Here is a 15,308-nt window from a genome sequence, read left to right on the forward strand (position 1 = left end):
CAAACGGTGCCAGAGATCAGGCGTCCAGCGGGCTCAAATCAGACGCTGCCAGACTTCCGTGTCGGCCAGATCATCGAGCGTGGCGTGGCGCGCCTGGCCGTACAGCGGATTGAGCTCATAACTCCAGGCCGACTCGAGACTGGCGGCATAACGCATGCCACTGGGTTTGTGCAGGTAGAGCGCGAGCGACTGGCACTGCGCATTGATATGCCTGACGAGGGGTGATTCGATCATTCCGTGCATGACGAAACCTGCTGCGGCGCTGGCCGCTCTGCTTCTGATCAACTTCATGCTGTGCCAGTGCAACGCAGTTGTATGTACGCCAGCATACTTTCCAGACACGTTACTTCAGGAATTTTGGCCGAGTGCCTGAAGCTGGGGTGACGAGCAGCCTGCTCCGCCGTCGCAGGCACATCTGTGCGCCAGTGAACGCCGTTCCCCAGCAGGCCGACGCGGCGCCCCTCTATGCGCGGCAACGTACCGACGCCGATTCGCACACCCGGCAATCTGCCGTATCAGGGTCAGGCACTCCCGCCGGCCCCGCTCCCCAGCAGAGGTGCACGATGCACGACCCCATGCAACCCGACCCCACCTATCAACCGCCACAGGTGACCGAGCGCCGCCGCCCGGCCGAACCCGGCTCGATCACTGAACCCGGTTTTCAACCCAAGCGCCGGGACGACACGGACAAGAGCATGCCCCCGCAGCAGTCGCCAGAGCCGCTGATCCGAGAGCCAGGCAAACAACCTGCGCTGGACGCCAAACAACGCTGAGCCGCCAGCGATTCATCACTGCGCAAGCGGATGCCCAGGCTCCGCCGGCACGAGGAGAGCTAGATGAACAAGACCAGGAAAACCACCCGCATCGGAGCGCTACTGGGCCTTGCCGGAACTGCCCTGCTGCTCGCGGCCTGCGCATCGCAACCTGTGCCGCCTATCCAGGAACTGCAGGCCGCGCAATTTGCCATCCAGAGTGCCGAACAGGCCCGTGCCGGCGAACATGCCGCCTTCGAACTAGGCATGGCCCGGGAGAAACTGGCAGCCGCAGAAGTGGCGGTGCAGAACGAGGACATGCCGCTGGCCACGCGCATGGCCGAACAATCGCGGGCTGAAGCCGAACTGGCCATGGCCCGTTCGCAAATGACCAAGGCACTCATCGTCAATCAGGAAATGCGTGACGGCACCGAGAGCCTGAAGCAGGAAATGCAACGCAACACAGGAGTGAGACCATGAACGTGCACTACACGCAAGTCTATCTATTGGTTGCCGCCTTCTCCCTCGGAGGCTGTGCAGCCACGCCCGTGACACCGACGGGTGCAGCAGATGCCCGCCACCGGTTGACTCAGTTGCAAAACGACCCGCAGTTGGCCAGCCGTGTACCGGTCTCACTGGAGGCTGCAGAGACCGCCGTACTGGCTGCCGAACAGCCGCGAACCGATGAGGTCGTGGGCCAACACCTGGTGGTGATGGCTGATCGCAAGGTGGAGATCGCCCGTGCTCGCGCCCTGGAGCGTTTCTATGAGGACCAACGTAGGCAACTGGGCGAACAACGCGAAAGTGCCCGCCTCGACTCACGCACCCGCGAAGCCGATCAAGCGCAGCAACGCAACGTCGATCTGCAACGGCAGATCGACGGCCTCAACGCCGAGGAAACCGAACGCGGCCTGCTGGTGACCCTGGGCGATCTGTTGTTCGCCAGCGGCCGAGCGGAGCTCAATGGCAACGCCAACCATAATCTGGCCACACTCACCGACTTTCTCAATCGTCATCCAGAACGTACGGTGACAATTGAAGGCCACACCGACAACGTCGGCAGCGAGAGTGCCAACTTCGGTCTGTCGCAGCGTCGTGCCGACAGCGTGAAGTCCCACCTGCAAAGCCAGGGCATCGCCGCCAGCCGCCTGCTCGCCTCAGGCATGGGCGAAGGCTCGCCGGTGGCCGGCAACGACTCGGCCGCGGGACGGCAACTGAACCGTCGGGTCGAGATCATCATCAGCAACAATCTCACCTCGTCGCGCTGAAGCGGCCAGTAAAGAGGCTCCGGGCAACCGGCAAGGGGAAACGCCATGGTCTATCGAATTCTCCTGGTCTCGACGGATGCCGCAGCCGGCTGCGGGCTCCAGGCCATACTGAACCAGGCCGGCGACGGCTGTTTCGTCGTCGAATGCCTGGATCGACTGGACGATGCGGTCATGCGCGCGCAGGCCGGCGATCTGGATATCGCTCTGTTCGAGCAGAGTCTGTATCCCGGTACCGCCCTGACCAACTTCGAGCTGCTGTCACGCATCGCCGCGGCCGTACCGCTGATGCTCTATCGAGCCCTCGGCGATGGCCGAGATTCTCGGACCACGCAGGCGTTCTGCGCCCTGATTCCAGCAGACCGGCTTGCCCATGAGCACGCACACGCCCAGATCATTCTCGACTCGATCGGCGCTGCGGTGATCACAACCGACCTGCTAGGCCGTGTCGATTACCTCAACCGCGCGGCCCAGCGTATCAGCGGCTGGACACTGGAACGAGCGCGCGGCCACTCCATCGCCGAAGTGATGCCGCCGCCCGATAGCGACGCCAGCCGCTGCGCTGCCACGGCTCCGCAGATCCTGCGAGAGAATCGTCCAACGCCCCCTGACAAGGGCCCTCGTGCACCGCGAGCATTCGAGGACTCCTCGGCACCGATCCACAATGGCGATGGGCAAATCAGCGGAGCGGTGGTCGTCTTTCATGACGTCAGTGCAGCGCAGGCGAAGGCCGACAAGATGACGCACCTGGCCCAGCACGACATCCTTACCCACCTGCCCAATCGTCTGTTGCTCGACGACCGCATTGCCCAGGCGATCCACCTGGCGAAGCGGCATGCCAATTCACTCGCACTGATGTTTCTCGACCTCGATAACTTCAAGCAAATCAACGATTCACTCGGCCACACTGTCGGCGACCAGTTGCTGCAATCCGTCGCCCGACGCCTGCTGGCCTGCGTGCGCAGCTCGGACACCGTCAGCCGGACCGGCGGCGATGAATTCATCGTGTTGCTGAGCGAAATCCAGGGCGAACGGGACGCCGCCGTCAGCGCGCGGAAAATTCTCGACGCCCTGGCGGCGCAGCACTGCATCGAGCAGCTCGGGGTACAGATCACCTGCAGCATCGGTATCAGTCTGTTCCCGGCCGACGGCAGCAGTGCCGGGGCGTTGCTGCGCCATGCCGACAATGCCATGTATCAGGCCAAGCAGGCCGGTCGCAACCGCTATCGGTTCTTCCACGACCGCGTCGAAATGCACGCGGATGGCAACCGGTAAGCCGCGCAGACAGCACCTGACTCAGGCCAAGCGGCGCAGCGGCAGGCTGAACTGCCGCCTGTAGTCGTCGAGCATCTCGGCGTAGCACTCGCAGGCCGCCGCCTCCAGCCGCGGCCGATCAAGAATGCTGATTTCGCCACGGCTGTAGTGGATCAGCCCACGTAGCTGCAGCGCGCCAGCGGCAATGGTCACCCCGCTGCGGCGCACCCCGAGCATGTTGGCCAGGTATTGATGAGTCAGGTGGAAATGGTCGGCATGGGCACGGTCGTGTGTCATCAACAGCCAGCGTGCCAGGCGCGGCTCCAATGCATGGAACTGACCGCAAGCGGCGTTCTGCGACAGCTGCACCAGCAACACGTAGAGATAGCGCTTGAGTCGACGCTGCAGCCGCGGGCTGGCCAGCAGCTCTTCGTGCAGCTCTTCGATGGTGATGCGCAAGGCGCTGCCTGCGCCCTGCACCACCGCTCGGCTGGGCGCCGTCTCTACCCCCAGTACAAGGGTGACACCGAGCATGCCTTCATAGCCGATCAAACCCAATTCCAGCGGATGATGGCCACTCAGGATATTCACCTGCGAGATAAAGGCGGTAAGCGGAAAGTACAGGTAGTGCATCGGCTCGTTGGCCTCGCACAGTTGGCTGCCGAACTGCAGTTGCACCACCTCGCAGTGCTGCAGCACGGCATTACGTTCCTTGGCCGGCAAACCGGCGAGGAGCAGATTCTGGATGAACCCTGACATGGGCGAGTCCCTGCGGCACGGACGAATCGGAGGGGTGCGGAGCAGGTGCCTGACCATCCCGCGTCGCCAGTCTGGGGCAAGCCGGTGGTGGCGCTCTGTTCGCTACGGCACGCAACGCCTCAGTTGACTTGACGCTGCGGCACGTATGGCAGCAGACGGTCAGTCTCCTTCTTCACCACCGCGTAGCACTCGCAACTGAGCTGTTCCAGCTTGTGCCGGTCGAGCACGGTGATATGCCCGCGGCTGTACTCGATCACGCCCTGGCGCTGCAATTTTCCAGCCGCCTCGGTCACGCCTTCGCGGCGCACGCCAAGCATGTTGGCGATCAGCTCCTGGGTCATGGTCAGTTGGTTGCTCGGCAACCGGTCGAGTGACAACAGCAACCAACGACAAAGCTGCTGATCAATGGAATGGTGACGGTTGCACACCGCGGTCTGCGCCATCTGGGTGATCAGCGCCTGGGTATAACGCAGCATCAGCACCAGCAGTTCACCGTGACGATCGAACTCGGCCTTGAGTAGCGGTCCCTTGAGTCGGAAGGCATGCCCACCGCTCTGTACTAATGCCCGGCTCGGCGTGCTCTCGCCGCCCATGAACAGGGCGATACCGACCAATCCCTCGTTGCCGACCACGGAAATTTCCGCCGAAGCGCCACTCTCCATCACATAGATCAGCGAGATGATCGAATCGGTGGGGAAGTAGACATGGCGCATGGTATCGCCAGATTCATAGAGCACCTTGCCAAGCGGCAAGGGTATAAGCTCTAGATGCGCGAACAGGCGCTGGCGCACCTCGGCTGAAAGGGCCGCCAGCAGATGGTTCTGCTGCGGCTGATGCGGTTCGTGCATGATCAATTTCTCTGGGTACAAAACACAGCGCAAGGGCTCCAGCATACGCCCAATGGCCGGGCACTTCGTACGCTAGCGCACAGAGTCCGATACACGGCTATTCAGGAAGGGCCAATAGCCATAGCTGGAGTACGCCCCTGCCGTTCTACCCCATCAACCGCGAGATCGGCTGGCCCACCTCCCACTGTCCGAGGCGCACAAGCAATGTGCTCCTCCTTCTTACCCGACTGAGAGATGCCCTTAAAGAATCTGTTTTTACTGATTCAACGCTGCACCAAGCTCCGCGATGCAGCATTACTGCAATTCGTTAGTGAAACGTCCAACCGCTCCAACCACTTGTTTAGCACCGTCCTGGATTTCCACAATCACCGTGCCGGCCTGGTTGGCCAGTGCCAGGCCATGATCGGCTTGCTCACGGCTACTGAACATCTCTCGCATCGCTCGCTCTGCCAGCGCCTGATTCTGCTGTACTACGTTGACGATTTCTTCGGTGGCTTCGCTGGTTCGACCAGCCAGCTTACGCACCTCATCGGCTACCACGGCGAAACCGCGTCCATGCTCACCCGCACGGGCGGCTTCAATGGCAGCATTGAGTGCCAGCAAGTTGGTCTGGGAAGCAATGCTACCAATGGTCTGAACGATTGAGCTGATCAACAACGATTGTTCACCGAGTGCCTCAATGCTCTCGGTGGCCGATTGCATTTGTACAGCAATGCTCTGCATGGTCTGAACAGTTTGCTGCACGACCTCAGCGCCACGCGCGGCACTCACATCCGTTTGTTGAGAAACGCCATAGGCGACGCCTGCCGCCTCCCGCACCTGGGTTTCCCGAGCCACTTGCTCAGTCACGACGCTAGCGAATTTCACGACCTTGGATAACTTTCCTTCGGCATCATGAACGGGGTTATACGTAGCCTCCAGCCAAACTTCTTGACCTCTGCTGTCGATCCGTTTGAAGCGATTAGCCACGTACTCACCACGGTTGAGCGTCTGCCAAAAGGCTGCATATTGAGGAGCGTTCGCCTCTTCAGGCAGACAAAAAATGCTGTGATGTTTCCCAGTAATCTGGCCGAGCGAATAGCCCATGGCAGCAAGAAACTGCTGATTGGCGGTGATGACCGTGCCGTCCAGATTAAATTGGATGACCGCAGTGGAGCGGATCAACGCTTCAATTAAAGCTTCGTTTTCTTTTGCTTTTTCGAGGGTCTGACTGATCTCGCTGCCGTACCCTTGGACGTGGGACAGCTTTCCGTCCTCGCCTTTGATTGGGAACCAATTCAGCTTTATCCAGGCGAGGCTCCCGTCGGCTCGCAGATAGCGGTAGTCATCACTCACCGGCTCAAACTTCGAGATAGCCATATTGAATGAATGAAAACAGGGCAGACTTTTCACGTAGGGGGGAACAATCGCTGACAGCGGACGCCCCCGAAGATCATTGGTGTATCCAAGAGCCTTAGCAAAATTCGCGTTGAATTCGCAGATGTTGAATTGCGCATCGAGTCTGATGGAGAGCATGCTTCGTTCCATCTGCTCAGCCTGTTGACGCAGCAGATACAGTTCCGCACTCTGGTCTTCTAGTGTTTTCTTAAGGGCACGGTTGAACATTAACGTCTCCACGGAATTAGGTAGATAGCGATTCGCAACGGAATCTTTGTCATTCCCAGGCAAGACCTACCGGCCCGCTGCGAATTATTCAGTACAGACTTGCAACTGCATCCCGAGCAGCAGAAATGCTTGGCCTAGACGCGCTGCCCCGGCTTGAGCCGATCATGGTTTCACCGACATTTCTGTTGTGCCTTGCGAAAGTCAGTCACGCCCCACGCTTGTCTGCCGGCTGCCATTTAGCGCCCTCGTTGTACTGCCAACCCCGCTCTACCCGATAGTCAATGCCTTCCGCTTGCCGTCGCACATCTTGTACAGCCCCTAGGTGCCGTAGCAGCTTCAGCACGATGTGATCACCAAGTTACTGCCACCGACCAGCAGCGCCTGCCCTCATGTGCCCTGCCAGGCTGCCAGCCCGAGGAAACATCAGCCAGAAAGCACCGGGCATGATGCGATCTTTTTCAATCAGGGACTGCCAGGCACTCGTTCATAAGATCTCGAGGCAGGCGCTGAAGAAAATGCAGGCAGGCATGGACAGCGCACAAACCTGTACAAATTATATATTTTGTACAGGTTTTGTCTAGCAATAGAGTGACCTGTCGTCGGGCTGCAGGTCACGAAGCATGCGCTGCGGTAGCGACGATAAGTATCGATGGCACGATTCTGCGGGGGCTGGAGGCTGGGTACGCTTGTTGCAGAAACAACCGAGAACCATATTGTTGCCCGCGTTCACTCTGCGACCCGCTATCAGAGCCTCGAGAATGGGCTCGATGAAACTGGTGCTGGAGGTGTTGGCAGCACTCACTGTAAAGGCCGAAGCAAGCCAGGCGCCCATCGCGATCCCATATCGCCACTGCGGGGCTGGAGGGAATGTGTTCACTGCCGGCTGACCCCAGCAAGGGTTGCAATGAACTCAACGTACTCGGCAACTCACCGTGACTGCCAACTCTCTTAGCGAAGTGGAACGTCACTCATTGCGGGGCGTATAGGCCCATCAGGTCAGCCAGATGCTGCTGGCTACCGACATTGCATGGACAGACTGGCTCTCAGAAGTGCACGGCACGGGTCGCGCCAGGCAGCAAGACGGGCCGGCCAAGCCGACCCGAATCGCTTGTGCATGCGGCCAGGTGCCAAACATCGGTTTCATGGTGATACCCAGACCAGCCGGACATCCCCAATTTCAACCATGCCACCAGGAGATGCGATCAAACCAAGACCGACTCAATTGCCTCGGTATGTCGAAAAACCGTAGGGGCTGAGCAGCAGCGGGATATGGTAGTGCGGCACGGTACCGTCGACCTCGAAGATCACAGGCACCTCGGGGAAGAAGCTTTTCGTATCGTGCTTCGCGAACCACTCGCCGGTCTTGAATGTCACGCGGTAGGTGCCCTTCTCAAGTGCCTTGCCTTGCGGATACAGCGCAGTGATACGCCCCTGCTCGTTGGTGACACCGTCATTGAGCGCCTGCCAGTTCTGGCCATCCTTCTTCTCCAACGTGACAGTCACGGCTGGCGACGGCAGCCCGTCCTGCAGGTTCAGCACATGAACACTGAATGGATTGGCATCTGCCAACGCCAGGGAAGAAAGGCCGCTCAGAATTGCACCAGCCAGAAGGGTTTTGAGAGCTTTCATGCTGTATCTCCGATTTATTGATGGATGGAAAGAATCTGTTCGATGGCCTTGAGTGCGCAGGCCTCATCATTGGCAGCACCGCCCGCCCCAGCGACGCCAATGGCACCGATGACCTGATCACCGACTTTCAGTGGTACGCCGCCGCCCAACAGCAGAAGCTCATCGAGCGTGTTGAGGTTCTCGGCGTCGGGGGTGCTGCGGGCTCGCTCGGCCAACAAGCGGGTTGGCGTTTTCGTCGACAAGGCGGTAAAAGCCTTGCGCTGCGCGGCCAAGGTGTTGTGTGGGCCGACGTTGTCGTCGCGCTGCAGAGCGACCAGGTTGCCGCCACGATCGACGACCGCTGCGACCGCGCTGCGGCCATCGGCGTGGCAGGCAGACAGGGTTGCATCCAGCAACTGATTGGCCAGCGGCAACGTCACGTCCTGACGCATCGCGACTTGCTCGGAGGCCCATGAACTCGACGCGATGATAGTCAGCGTCAGTGCGGACAGAGTGATGTGAAGCTTGGGCATGCCGTTCTCCTGGTTAGGCTCTGCTGAGCGGATGCCGGCAATCTTGCCCACCGGCGACCAGCAGATGGATTGCGCCAGGATTACGAATTTGTAATGGGAGTCAGCAGCGGTTGCGCCTAGGCTATGCACAGGTTCGGGAGATAGAAATGCGCATTCTGGTGGTGGAAGACGAAGCCAAAACGGCTGACTACTTGAGAAAGGGTTTGAGTGAATCAGGCTTCATGGTCGAGGTCGCGTTGAATGGCCTGGATGGCCAGCATCTCGTGCAGGAGTACGAATTCGACCTGATCATTCTCGACGTCATGCTGCCAGGACTCGATGGTTGGCAGTTGCTGCAGATCATTCGACGCAGGCATGACACCCCGGTGCTGTTTCTGACCGCTCGTGACGCAGTGGAGGACCGTGTCAAAGGGCTGGAGCTGGGCGCCGACGATTATCTGATAAAGCCCTTTTCCTATGCCGAGCTGCTCGCCAGGGTTCGTACGCTGCTGAGGAGAGGGCCGCCCCGCGAGATAGAACACTTCCAGGTAGCGGACCTTGCGCTCGATCTGCTCAAGCGCAAGGTCAGCCGCGCAGGTGATCGTCTCAACCTGACGAACAAGGAGTTCGCACTGCTCCACCTTTTGCTCAGCAGACAGGGGGAAGTCCTGTCGAGGGCTCTGATCGCCTCGCATGTGTGGCAAATGAATTTCGACAGCGATACCAATGTGGTGGACGTGGCCATTCGACGGCTGCGCGCAAAAGTTGACGACCCCTACCCACTGAAACTGATTCACACCGTAAGAGGCATGGGCTACATGCTGGATCTTCAGGCATGAAACTATGGCCCAGAACGCTCAGTCTGCGCCTGGCACTGATGTTCGCACTCTCGAGCTGCGTGCTGCTCGGTGCCGTGGCGGCCTACCTGTATCACTCTCTTGAGCGGGAAATCCTCTGGCGTGACGATCAGGCCCTGCTGGGTCGCCTGCAACGCATGCAGGCTCTCTTGGATGACGCCGAGAGTATCGAAGCCTTGCGCAGTCGCCCCCAGCTTTACGAAAACATGCTGGGCAACAGGGACAGCTTCCTGTGGATAGTCGATGCAGCCGATCACATGCTGATCGAGGTGAACCCAGCGTCGCTGCCGTTACCCAGGTTGCCGGATGCCTCTTCACCCAAGCTGGGCAATGATCCACACAACAGCTCCCTGCGCCTGGCCTGGCTGGACGTATCGCGTACCGGAGGACATCTGAAGCTGATAGCCGGGAAACGTGCAGATGAGCGCGAGCAAATGCTCAGCGCCTACCGAAACACAATCTGGATGGCGCTTGCAGCGGGTGTTTTCCTTGCGTTCGTCCTCGGCTGGCTGATCGGTCAAAGAGGGTTGCGCCCTGTGAGAGCGTTGGCCACTCAGGCAGCGGGTATCGACGTTCGCAACCTTCATCTGCGCCTTGACGATTTCGCCGATACGGCCGAACTCGAAGTGCTGAGCCAGGCGCTGAATCAGATGCTGGCCAGGTTGGAACACGGCTTCGCCCAGCTATCGCGCTTCTCTGAAGACCTGGCACACGAGATGCGTACGCCCCTGAGCAACCTGATGGGGCAGACCCAACAACTGCTCGGTCGCAGCCGCTCGGACGAGGAGTATCAGAACGTACTGGCCTCCAACCTGGAAGAATACGAGCGACTGGCCAGAATGATCGACAGCATGCTGTTTCTTGCCAGGTGCGAGCAGCCCAAAGCAACGCTCAAGCGAGAGCCGGTCGACCTGCACGCTCTTGTCGAACAACTGTGTGAGTATTTCGACGGTATGGCGGAGGACCGTGGCATCTGGTTGGTTAATCGCAGCCATGGTCAGGTCGAAGCAGAACCAGAGCTCCTGCGTCGGGCATTGGCAAACCTCGTCGCTAACGCGCTCCGTTATGGTGCTGCTGATAACCCAGTCACCATCAGTACCAGGTTGGAGGGCAATACCCTGGAAATCCTGGTCCACAACCAGGGCAAACCCATAGACGCTGTGCACCTACCCCATCTGTTCGAGCGTTTCTACCGCTGTGATGCCTCACGCAATCAACCCGACGACTCCGGCGGACTCGGGCTGGCAATCGTCCAATCAATCATGCACGTTCATTCGGGAGAGGCCCGCGTCAAAAGCAACGATGCGGGAACGCTCTTCAGCTTGCACTTTACAAATGCTGGTTCCGCAAGCTGACTTGGCTGCGACCGGCGTAGCCTGTATGCCTAACGGACGACTCTTCGCCTTAGTCACCATGATTTTGGGAACGGGGATTCACCTGGCAGAGATTGAAAGTCATCCAAAAATCTGACTTTCCTCTCCTACCCCTTCACCTATCCAACCTTGATCGCCTGTGCGAACGGTATGCGAATGGCACACATGTATAATGTTCCTCTCGCACCTTCTGCCTGCACCGCGTGTGCACTCCGCGGCAAAACCAAGCAAAATTACGGTCACAAAATTGCGAAATATTCTTCTAAATAAAAGGCTTGTAAGCAGAAAATTCAGCATCGCCCCGATGATGGATTGGACGGACCGCCACTGCCGGTTCTTTCTCCGTCAGCTGTCGCGGCACGCCCTGCTCTATACCGAGATGGTCACCACCGGCGCACTGATCCACGGCGACCGCGAGCGTTTCCTGCGTTACAGCGAATGTGAACATCCCATCGCGCTGCAGCTGGGTGGCAGCAACCCGCAGGATCTGGCGACCTGCGCCAAGATGGCCGAGGATCATGGCTACGACGAAGTGAACCTGAACGTTGGCTGCCCCAGTGATCGTGTGCAGAACAACATGATCGGCGCCTGCCTGATGGGCCATCCGGCGCTGGTAGCCGACTGCGTGAAGGCCATGCAGGACGCCGTGAGCATTCCGGTGACGGTCAAGCATCGCATCGGTATCAATGGCCGTGACAGCTATGCCGAGCTGTGCGATTTCGTCGGCCAGGTGCGCGACGCCGGCTGCCGCAGCTTCACTGTGCATGCGCGTATCGCCATCCTGGAAGGCCTGTCGCCGAAGGAAAACCGCGAGATCCCGCCGCTGCGCTACGACGTGGCAGCTCAACTCAAGCAGGACTTCCCCGACCTGGAGATCATCCTCAACGGTGGCATCAAGACCCTTGAGGAATGCGAGCAGCACCTGCAGACATTCGACGGTGTGATGCTCGGTCGCGAGGCCTATCACAATCCCTACCTGCTGGCGCAGGTGGACAGCCGCCTGTTTGGCGCCGAAGACCCGGGTATCACCCGCATGGACGCCCTGCTCGCACTCAAGCCCTACGTTGAGCAACATCTGCGCGAGGGCGGCACCCTGCATCACGTCAGCCGTCATGTGCTGGGCTTGGCTCAAGGTTTCCCAGGTGCAAGACGCTTCCGCCAGCTGCTGTCAGTGGACATTCACAAGGTGCAAGACCCGCTGGCGCTGCTCGACCAGGCGGCTGAACTGCTACGCGGGCATTAATCCGGCGCGCTCAGGCGATAGCGGCTACGCCCTGTCGTCTGCACCAAACCGTTTTCCTCCATGCGGCGCAACACCTGGCGCACGCTGACCAGCGACAGCGGTTCGCCGGCATCGCTCAGTTGCCGATGCAGCTCGCGCGCGGACACACCCTCTTCATCATTGGCGCTGCACAGCGCCTCCACCACCTTGAGCCTGGGCATGCTGAAGCGTAGCCCGGCGGCCTGCAGCCACTCACGGCACTGGCGCGTATCCGGGCCTGCGGCAACTGAACGAGAAAGCAGGGGTTGGGTCGACATGTTCGGGCTCCTTGGCAGCTCGTCTAAAGTCGGACTCCACCGACTTCGGTGCGTTCTCACGCCCCGTCATAACTAAAGACGAACGAGCCAGCAAAAAGCGCAGCCCGAAAAGGTAAATTTTGTCAGTGATCCGACCGTTGAGCGCTTGCAGCGCCTCGGGTAAGGTCATGCCATCTGCAACGACAAGGCCTCGTCATGACCTCCAAGCTGGAACAACTCAAGCAGTTCACTACCGTAGTCGCCGACACCGGTGACCTCGACGCCATCGCCCGCCTGCAACCGGTGGATGCCACCACCAACCCCTCGCTGCTGCTCAAGGCGGCTGCCCTACCCCGTTATACCGATCTGTTGAATCAGGCAGTGAGTGCCGGCAAGGGAGACCTGGGCCTGGCCTGCGATCACTTCGCGGTGGCCGTCGGCCAGGAAATCCTCAAGGTGATTCCAGGCCGCATTTCCACCGAGGTCGATGCGCGCCTGTCATTCGACACCGACGCGACCCTGCGCCGCGCCGAGCGCCTGGTCGGTCTTTATGAAAAAGCGGGCATTGGCCGCGAGCGCGTACTGATCAAGATCGCTTCGACCTGGGAAGGCATCCGCGCCGCCGAACAGCTGGAAAAAGCCGGCGTGCAGACCAACCTGACCCTGCTGTTCACCTTCGCCCAGGCGCAGGCCTGTGCCGATGCCGGCATCTTCCTCATCTCGCCGTTCGTGGGGCGGATCTACGATTGGTACAAGAAGGCCGAGGGCCGTGATTTCGTGGGCAGCGAAGATCCAGGCGTGCAATCGGTCACGCGTATCTACGACTACTACAAGGCCAATGCCTACGACACCGTGGTGATGGGTGCGAGCTTCCGCAATCTCGGTCAGATCGAAGCGTTGGCCGGCTGCGACCGTCTGACCATCAGCCCCGACCTGCTGCAGAAACTGGCTGAGGACGATGGCCAACTCAGTCGCCAGCTTGCCCCTGGCGCTACCGGCGAACCTCGCCAGAACCTCGATGAAGGCGGCTTCCGCTGGGCACTGAACGAAGACGCCATGGCCACCGAGAAACTGGCTGAAGGCATCCGCCTGTTCGCCCGCGATCAGGAAAAACTCGAAGCCCTGCTGGCCGCAAGGGCCTGAATGACAAAGGGGCGTCAGCCAAGCTGACGCCCCTTTTCAATACTGCGCGATCAAACCGTAGGGTGCGCCATGCGCACCAGCGACTTTCTTTGCAGGAGTCGGTGCGCATGATACACCCTACAGAAAGCGGGAGGTCAGTGCCGCTCGAGTGCACTGACCAGATCGTGAAAAGCCTCGCGGTTGGAGTCGTTGAGCCCCATCAGGATGCGATGCGCTTCCAGCACCTTGGCCTTCACCACCTCTTCGGATTGATCCTGCGAAGGCAGATCATCCAGGCAATCCGGGCAAGGAATCGGCCGGTCGACGATGTTGAACACCTGGTCGAACCCCATGGACTCCAGCAGACGCGTGATGTCGTCGTGAGTGGTGACAACGGTCGGCAACAGGCCCACCTTCTGCCGCGACAGAATGGACAGCTTCGCCAGCAACCCGAGAGTCGTGCTGTCGATACTGCGGGTTTCGGTCAAGTCGATGACGATGGCCGAAAAATTCAACGCGGTGAAAATCTTTTCAATCGTGGCATCCAGAGCTGAACACAGCGTCAGACGGACTTCACCGACAAACTTCAGGACGAAGGTTCCATCCTGTTCGGCGAATTGGATGCGACCGGGGCTTATCCCAGGATTCATGCAAGGTTCCTGCTCAACACCAGCAAGGCGATATCATCCGGCATCTCGCCCAGATTGGCCAGACCGAGAACTTGACGCAAACCACCCAGCGTACCGCCAGCCTGGCTAACCAGTTGTGGCAGCGCCAATTCCTTCTCTTTCAGCGTGTCGCCCGGCAACAGGTCGAGAATGCCGTCGGAGAGCAGGGTCAGGCTGAAAGACTCCGGCAGCTGCATCACCAGATCGCCGTATTCGGCTTCTTCGAACAGACCGACCGGCAGGCCGCGACCTTCCAGGTAACGTGCCTGGCCATTCTCGAACAAAACCGGCAATGGCAGATGCCCACCGATGCTGTACGTGAGCATACCGCTCTCCTCGTCGATCACACCGCCGAGCATGGTCACATGCTTGCCCAGCTTGCAGTTGATCAGGCCGCGGTTGATGTGGCCGAGCACATCGGAGGGCTTGAATTCCGGCAACGTGCCGCCACGTCGCCACTCATAGAGCAGGCGCGTGGTCATGAACTTGAGCAGCACGGTGACGAATGCCGAGGACGCACCATGGCCGGAGACATCGGCCAGATAGAACGCGATGCGCCTATCGTCGATACGGAAGTAATCGACGAAATCACCGGAGAGGTACAACGACGGAATGATCTGGTGCGCGAAGTTCAGTCCATCGGCCTGCCAGGGCGTCACCGGCAGCATGTTCATCTGCACCTGACGACCGGCGTTCTGGTCCTCCTGCAACAGATGCAGGCTGGCCTGGAGCTCACGATTGGTCGCTTCCAGCTTCTCACGATAGAGTTGGTTCTCGACGCGCAGACGCGCACGATCCAGCGCGCGGCGCACCGAATGCTCCAGCACCGCCAGGTCTTCGAGAGGTTTGATCAGGTAGTCGGCAGCGCCGAGACGCAGGGCTTCGACGGCATCGTTCATCACGCCGGCACCGGAAACGACGATCACCGGCACCTCGACACCCAGCGCGTTGATACGTCGAATCAGTTCAAGACCGTCGACCTGCGGCATACGCAGGTCGCAGATCATCAGGTCGGGGCCTTCCTGCTGGAACACTTCCAGCCCCTGCAAACCGTTGTTGGCCTGCAACACCTTGAAGCCGCTGTCCTCGAGGTAGGCCGCGAGGCTTGCACGTACGACATCGTCGTCGTCGATGATCAGCAGAGTGGCACTGGTTTTGTGCATGGGG

18 protein-coding genes and 1 pseudogene are annotated in these 15,308 nt (G+C 59.8%); 8 read left to right on the plus strand and 11 right to left on the minus strand.

The genetic code is table 11. The features are described from left to right. Positions 1 to 33: 33 nt before the first annotated feature. Entirely contained in the window at positions 34 to 243 is a 210-nt protein-coding gene (locus H3221_RS13915; RefSeq protein ID WP_179576556.1) for a hypothetical protein, read from the minus strand. 332 nt (positions 244 to 575) lie between these two features. Between H3221_RS13915 and H3221_RS13920 the strand changes: the two genes are divergently transcribed. The 4 genes from H3221_RS13920 (at position 576) to H3221_RS13935 (ending at position 3,292) form a co-directional block, all read left to right on the plus strand. After that, positions 576 to 773: a hypothetical protein gene (locus tag H3221_RS13920; RefSeq protein WP_196475026.1), complete on the plus strand. Its 198-nt coding sequence runs from the start codon at positions 576 to 578 to the stop codon at positions 771 to 773. A 63-nt stretch (positions 774 to 836) separates the two neighbouring features. Further along, a complete protein-coding gene (locus H3221_RS13925) occupies positions 837 to 1,232 on the plus strand; it encodes a DUF4398 domain-containing protein (RefSeq protein ID WP_196475027.1) in 396 nt (131 codons plus the stop codon). Further along, entirely contained in the window at positions 1,229 to 2,020 is a 792-nt protein-coding gene (locus H3221_RS13930; RefSeq protein WP_196475028.1) for an OmpA family protein, read from the plus strand. Before H3221_RS13925 ends, H3221_RS13930 begins: the two co-directional genes overlap by 4 nt. 45 nt (positions 2,021 to 2,065) lie before the next feature. Further along, complete coding sequence (locus tag H3221_RS13935) at positions 2,066 to 3,292, plus strand: diguanylate cyclase domain-containing protein (RefSeq protein ID WP_196475029.1); 1,227 nt, start codon at positions 2,066 to 2,068, stop codon at positions 3,290 to 3,292. 21 nt (positions 3,293 to 3,313) lie between these two features. Here the strand turns inward: H3221_RS13935 and H3221_RS13940 are convergent, their stop codons facing one another. From H3221_RS13940 to H3221_RS13965, 7 genes and pseudogenes are all read right to left on the minus strand, one after another. Next, positions 3,314 to 4,030, minus strand: a complete 717-nt coding sequence (locus tag H3221_RS13940) for a Crp/Fnr family transcriptional regulator (protein WP_196475030.1) — start codon at positions 4,028 to 4,030, stop codon at positions 3,314 to 3,316. A 119-nt stretch (positions 4,031 to 4,149) separates the two neighbouring features. Next, entirely contained in the window at positions 4,150 to 4,878 is a 729-nt protein-coding gene (locus H3221_RS13945) for a Crp/Fnr family transcriptional regulator (RefSeq protein WP_196475031.1), read from the minus strand. Between the two features lie 294 nt (positions 4,879 to 5,172). Further along, positions 5,173 to 5,727 (minus strand): methyl-accepting chemotaxis protein, encoded by a 555-nt coding sequence (locus H3221_RS25825; RefSeq protein ID WP_397428055.1) that lies wholly within the window; start codon positions 5,725 to 5,727, stop codon positions 5,173 to 5,175. After that, positions 5,716 to 6,483 (minus strand): annotated as a pseudogene (locus tag H3221_RS25830) (PAS domain-containing protein); the annotation flags it as partial. The gene H3221_RS25825 and the pseudogene H3221_RS25830, both read right to left, overlap by 12 nt. A 611-nt stretch (positions 6,484 to 7,094) precedes the next feature. Further along, positions 7,095 to 7,451, minus strand: a complete 357-nt coding sequence (locus H3221_RS26010; RefSeq protein WP_450091413.1) for a DUF6436 domain-containing protein — start codon at positions 7,449 to 7,451, stop codon at positions 7,095 to 7,097. 250 nt (positions 7,452 to 7,701) lie between these two features. Continuing rightward, complete coding sequence (gene uraH, locus H3221_RS13960; protein WP_196475033.1) at positions 7,702 to 8,112, minus strand: hydroxyisourate hydrolase; 411 nt, start codon at positions 8,110 to 8,112, stop codon at positions 7,702 to 7,704. 14 nt (positions 8,113 to 8,126) lie between these two features. After that, positions 8,127 to 8,624: a GlcG/HbpS family heme-binding protein gene (locus H3221_RS13965; protein ID WP_017677004.1), complete on the minus strand. Its 498-nt coding sequence runs from the start codon at positions 8,622 to 8,624 to the stop codon at positions 8,127 to 8,129. A 146-nt stretch (positions 8,625 to 8,770) separates the two neighbouring features. On the opposite strand from H3221_RS13965, the gene H3221_RS13970 reads away from it, so the two are divergent. The 3 genes from H3221_RS13970 (at position 8,771) to dusA (ending at position 12,076) form a co-directional block, all read left to right on the plus strand. Beyond that, positions 8,771 to 9,442 carry a heavy metal response regulator transcription factor gene (locus tag H3221_RS13970; protein WP_196475034.1) on the plus strand — a complete coding sequence of 224 codons (672 nt, stop codon included), beginning with the start codon at positions 8,771 to 8,773 and terminating at the stop codon, positions 9,440 to 9,442. Continuing rightward, positions 9,439 to 10,815: a heavy metal sensor histidine kinase gene (locus H3221_RS13975; RefSeq protein WP_196475035.1), complete on the plus strand. Its 1,377-nt coding sequence runs from the start codon at positions 9,439 to 9,441 to the stop codon at positions 10,813 to 10,815. The genes H3221_RS13970 and H3221_RS13975 overlap by 4 nt, the downstream gene beginning before the upstream one ends. Positions 10,816 to 11,005: 190 nt before the next feature. Next, positions 11,006 to 12,076 carry a tRNA dihydrouridine(20/20a) synthase DusA gene (gene dusA / locus H3221_RS13980; protein ID WP_397428048.1) on the plus strand — a complete coding sequence of 357 codons (1,071 nt, stop codon included), beginning with the start codon at positions 11,006 to 11,008 and terminating at the stop codon, positions 12,074 to 12,076. Here dusA and H3221_RS13985 read toward each other — a convergent pair. Beyond that, positions 12,073 to 12,372, minus strand: a complete 300-nt coding sequence (locus H3221_RS13985) for a transcriptional repressor (RefSeq protein ID WP_196475037.1) — start codon at positions 12,370 to 12,372, stop codon at positions 12,073 to 12,075. The genes dusA and H3221_RS13985 overlap by 4 nt on opposite strands. Positions 12,373 to 12,567: 195 nt before the next feature. Between H3221_RS13985 and tal the strand changes: the two genes are divergently transcribed. After that, the gene (gene tal / locus H3221_RS13990; protein ID WP_196475038.1) at positions 12,568 to 13,494 is read left to right on the plus strand and encodes a transaldolase; all 927 of its coding nucleotides are present in this window, start codon (positions 12,568 to 12,570) and stop codon (positions 13,492 to 13,494) included. Positions 13,495 to 13,628: 134 nt separating this feature from the next. Here the strand turns inward: tal and rssC are convergent, their stop codons facing one another. Then, the gene (gene rssC / locus H3221_RS13995) at positions 13,629 to 14,111 is read right to left on the minus strand and encodes an anti-sigma factor antagonist RssC (RefSeq protein ID WP_026088796.1); all 483 of its coding nucleotides are present in this window, start codon (positions 14,109 to 14,111) and stop codon (positions 13,629 to 13,631) included. Positions 14,112 to 14,119: 8 nt separating this feature from the next. Beyond that, positions 14,120 to 15,304, minus strand: a complete 1,185-nt coding sequence (gene rssB, locus H3221_RS14000) for a two-component system response regulator RssB (RefSeq protein WP_196475039.1) — start codon at positions 15,302 to 15,304, stop codon at positions 14,120 to 14,122. Between the last annotated feature and the right edge of the window lie 4 nt (positions 15,305 to 15,308).

Source organism: Pseudomonas chaetocerotis, assembly GCF_015712105.2.
GTDB classification, from domain to species: domain Bacteria; phylum Pseudomonadota; class Gammaproteobacteria; order Pseudomonadales; family Pseudomonadaceae; genus Aquipseudomonas; species Aquipseudomonas chaetocerotis.

What these genes read in the sequence shown, in the direction of transcription:
- H3221_RS13970 (WP_196475034.1), top strand. Translation starts at nt 8,771, where the DNA reads ATGCGCATTCTGGTGGTGGAAGACGAAGCCAAAACGGCTGACTACTTG.
- H3221_RS13975 (WP_196475035.1), top strand. Translation starts at nt 9,439, where the DNA reads ATGAAACTATGGCCCAGAACGCTCAGTCTGCGCCTGGCACTGATGTTC.
- H3221_RS13945 (WP_196475031.1), bottom strand. Translation starts at nt 4,878, where the DNA reads ATGCACGAACCGCATCAGCCGCAGCAGAACCATCTGCTGGCGGCCCTT.
- H3221_RS13965 (WP_017677004.1), bottom strand. Translation starts at nt 8,624, where the DNA reads ATGCCCAAGCTTCACATCACTCTGTCCGCACTGACGCTGACTATCATC.
- H3221_RS13985 (WP_196475037.1), bottom strand. Translation starts at nt 12,372, where the DNA reads ATGTCGACCCAACCCCTGCTTTCTCGTTCAGTTGCCGCAGGCCCGGAT.
- H3221_RS13925 (WP_196475027.1), top strand. Translation starts at nt 837, where the DNA reads ATGAACAAGACCAGGAAAACCACCCGCATCGGAGCGCTACTGGGCCTT.
- uraH (WP_196475033.1), bottom strand. Translation starts at nt 8,112, where the DNA reads ATGAAAGCTCTCAAAACCCTTCTGGCTGGTGCAATTCTGAGCGGCCTT.
- H3221_RS13930 (WP_196475028.1), top strand. Translation starts at nt 1,229, where the DNA reads ATGAACGTGCACTACACGCAAGTCTATCTATTGGTTGCCGCCTTCTCC.
- dusA (WP_397428048.1), top strand. Translation starts at nt 11,006, where the DNA reads ATGTTCCTCTCGCACCTTCTGCCTGCACCGCGTGTGCACTCCGCGGCA.
- rssB (WP_196475039.1), bottom strand. Translation starts at nt 15,304, where the DNA reads ATGCACAAAACCAGTGCCACTCTGCTGATCATCGACGACGACGATGTC.
- H3221_RS13940 (WP_196475030.1), bottom strand. Translation starts at nt 4,030, where the DNA reads ATGTCAGGGTTCATCCAGAATCTGCTCCTCGCCGGTTTGCCGGCCAAG.
- H3221_RS13920 (WP_196475026.1), top strand. Translation starts at nt 576, where the DNA reads ATGCAACCCGACCCCACCTATCAACCGCCACAGGTGACCGAGCGCCGC.
- H3221_RS13935 (WP_196475029.1), top strand. Translation starts at nt 2,066, where the DNA reads ATGGTCTATCGAATTCTCCTGGTCTCGACGGATGCCGCAGCCGGCTGC.
- tal (WP_196475038.1), top strand. Translation starts at nt 12,568, where the DNA reads ATGACCTCCAAGCTGGAACAACTCAAGCAGTTCACTACCGTAGTCGCC.
- H3221_RS13915 (WP_179576556.1), bottom strand. Translation starts at nt 243, where the DNA reads ATGCACGGAATGATCGAATCACCCCTCGTCAGGCATATCAATGCGCAG.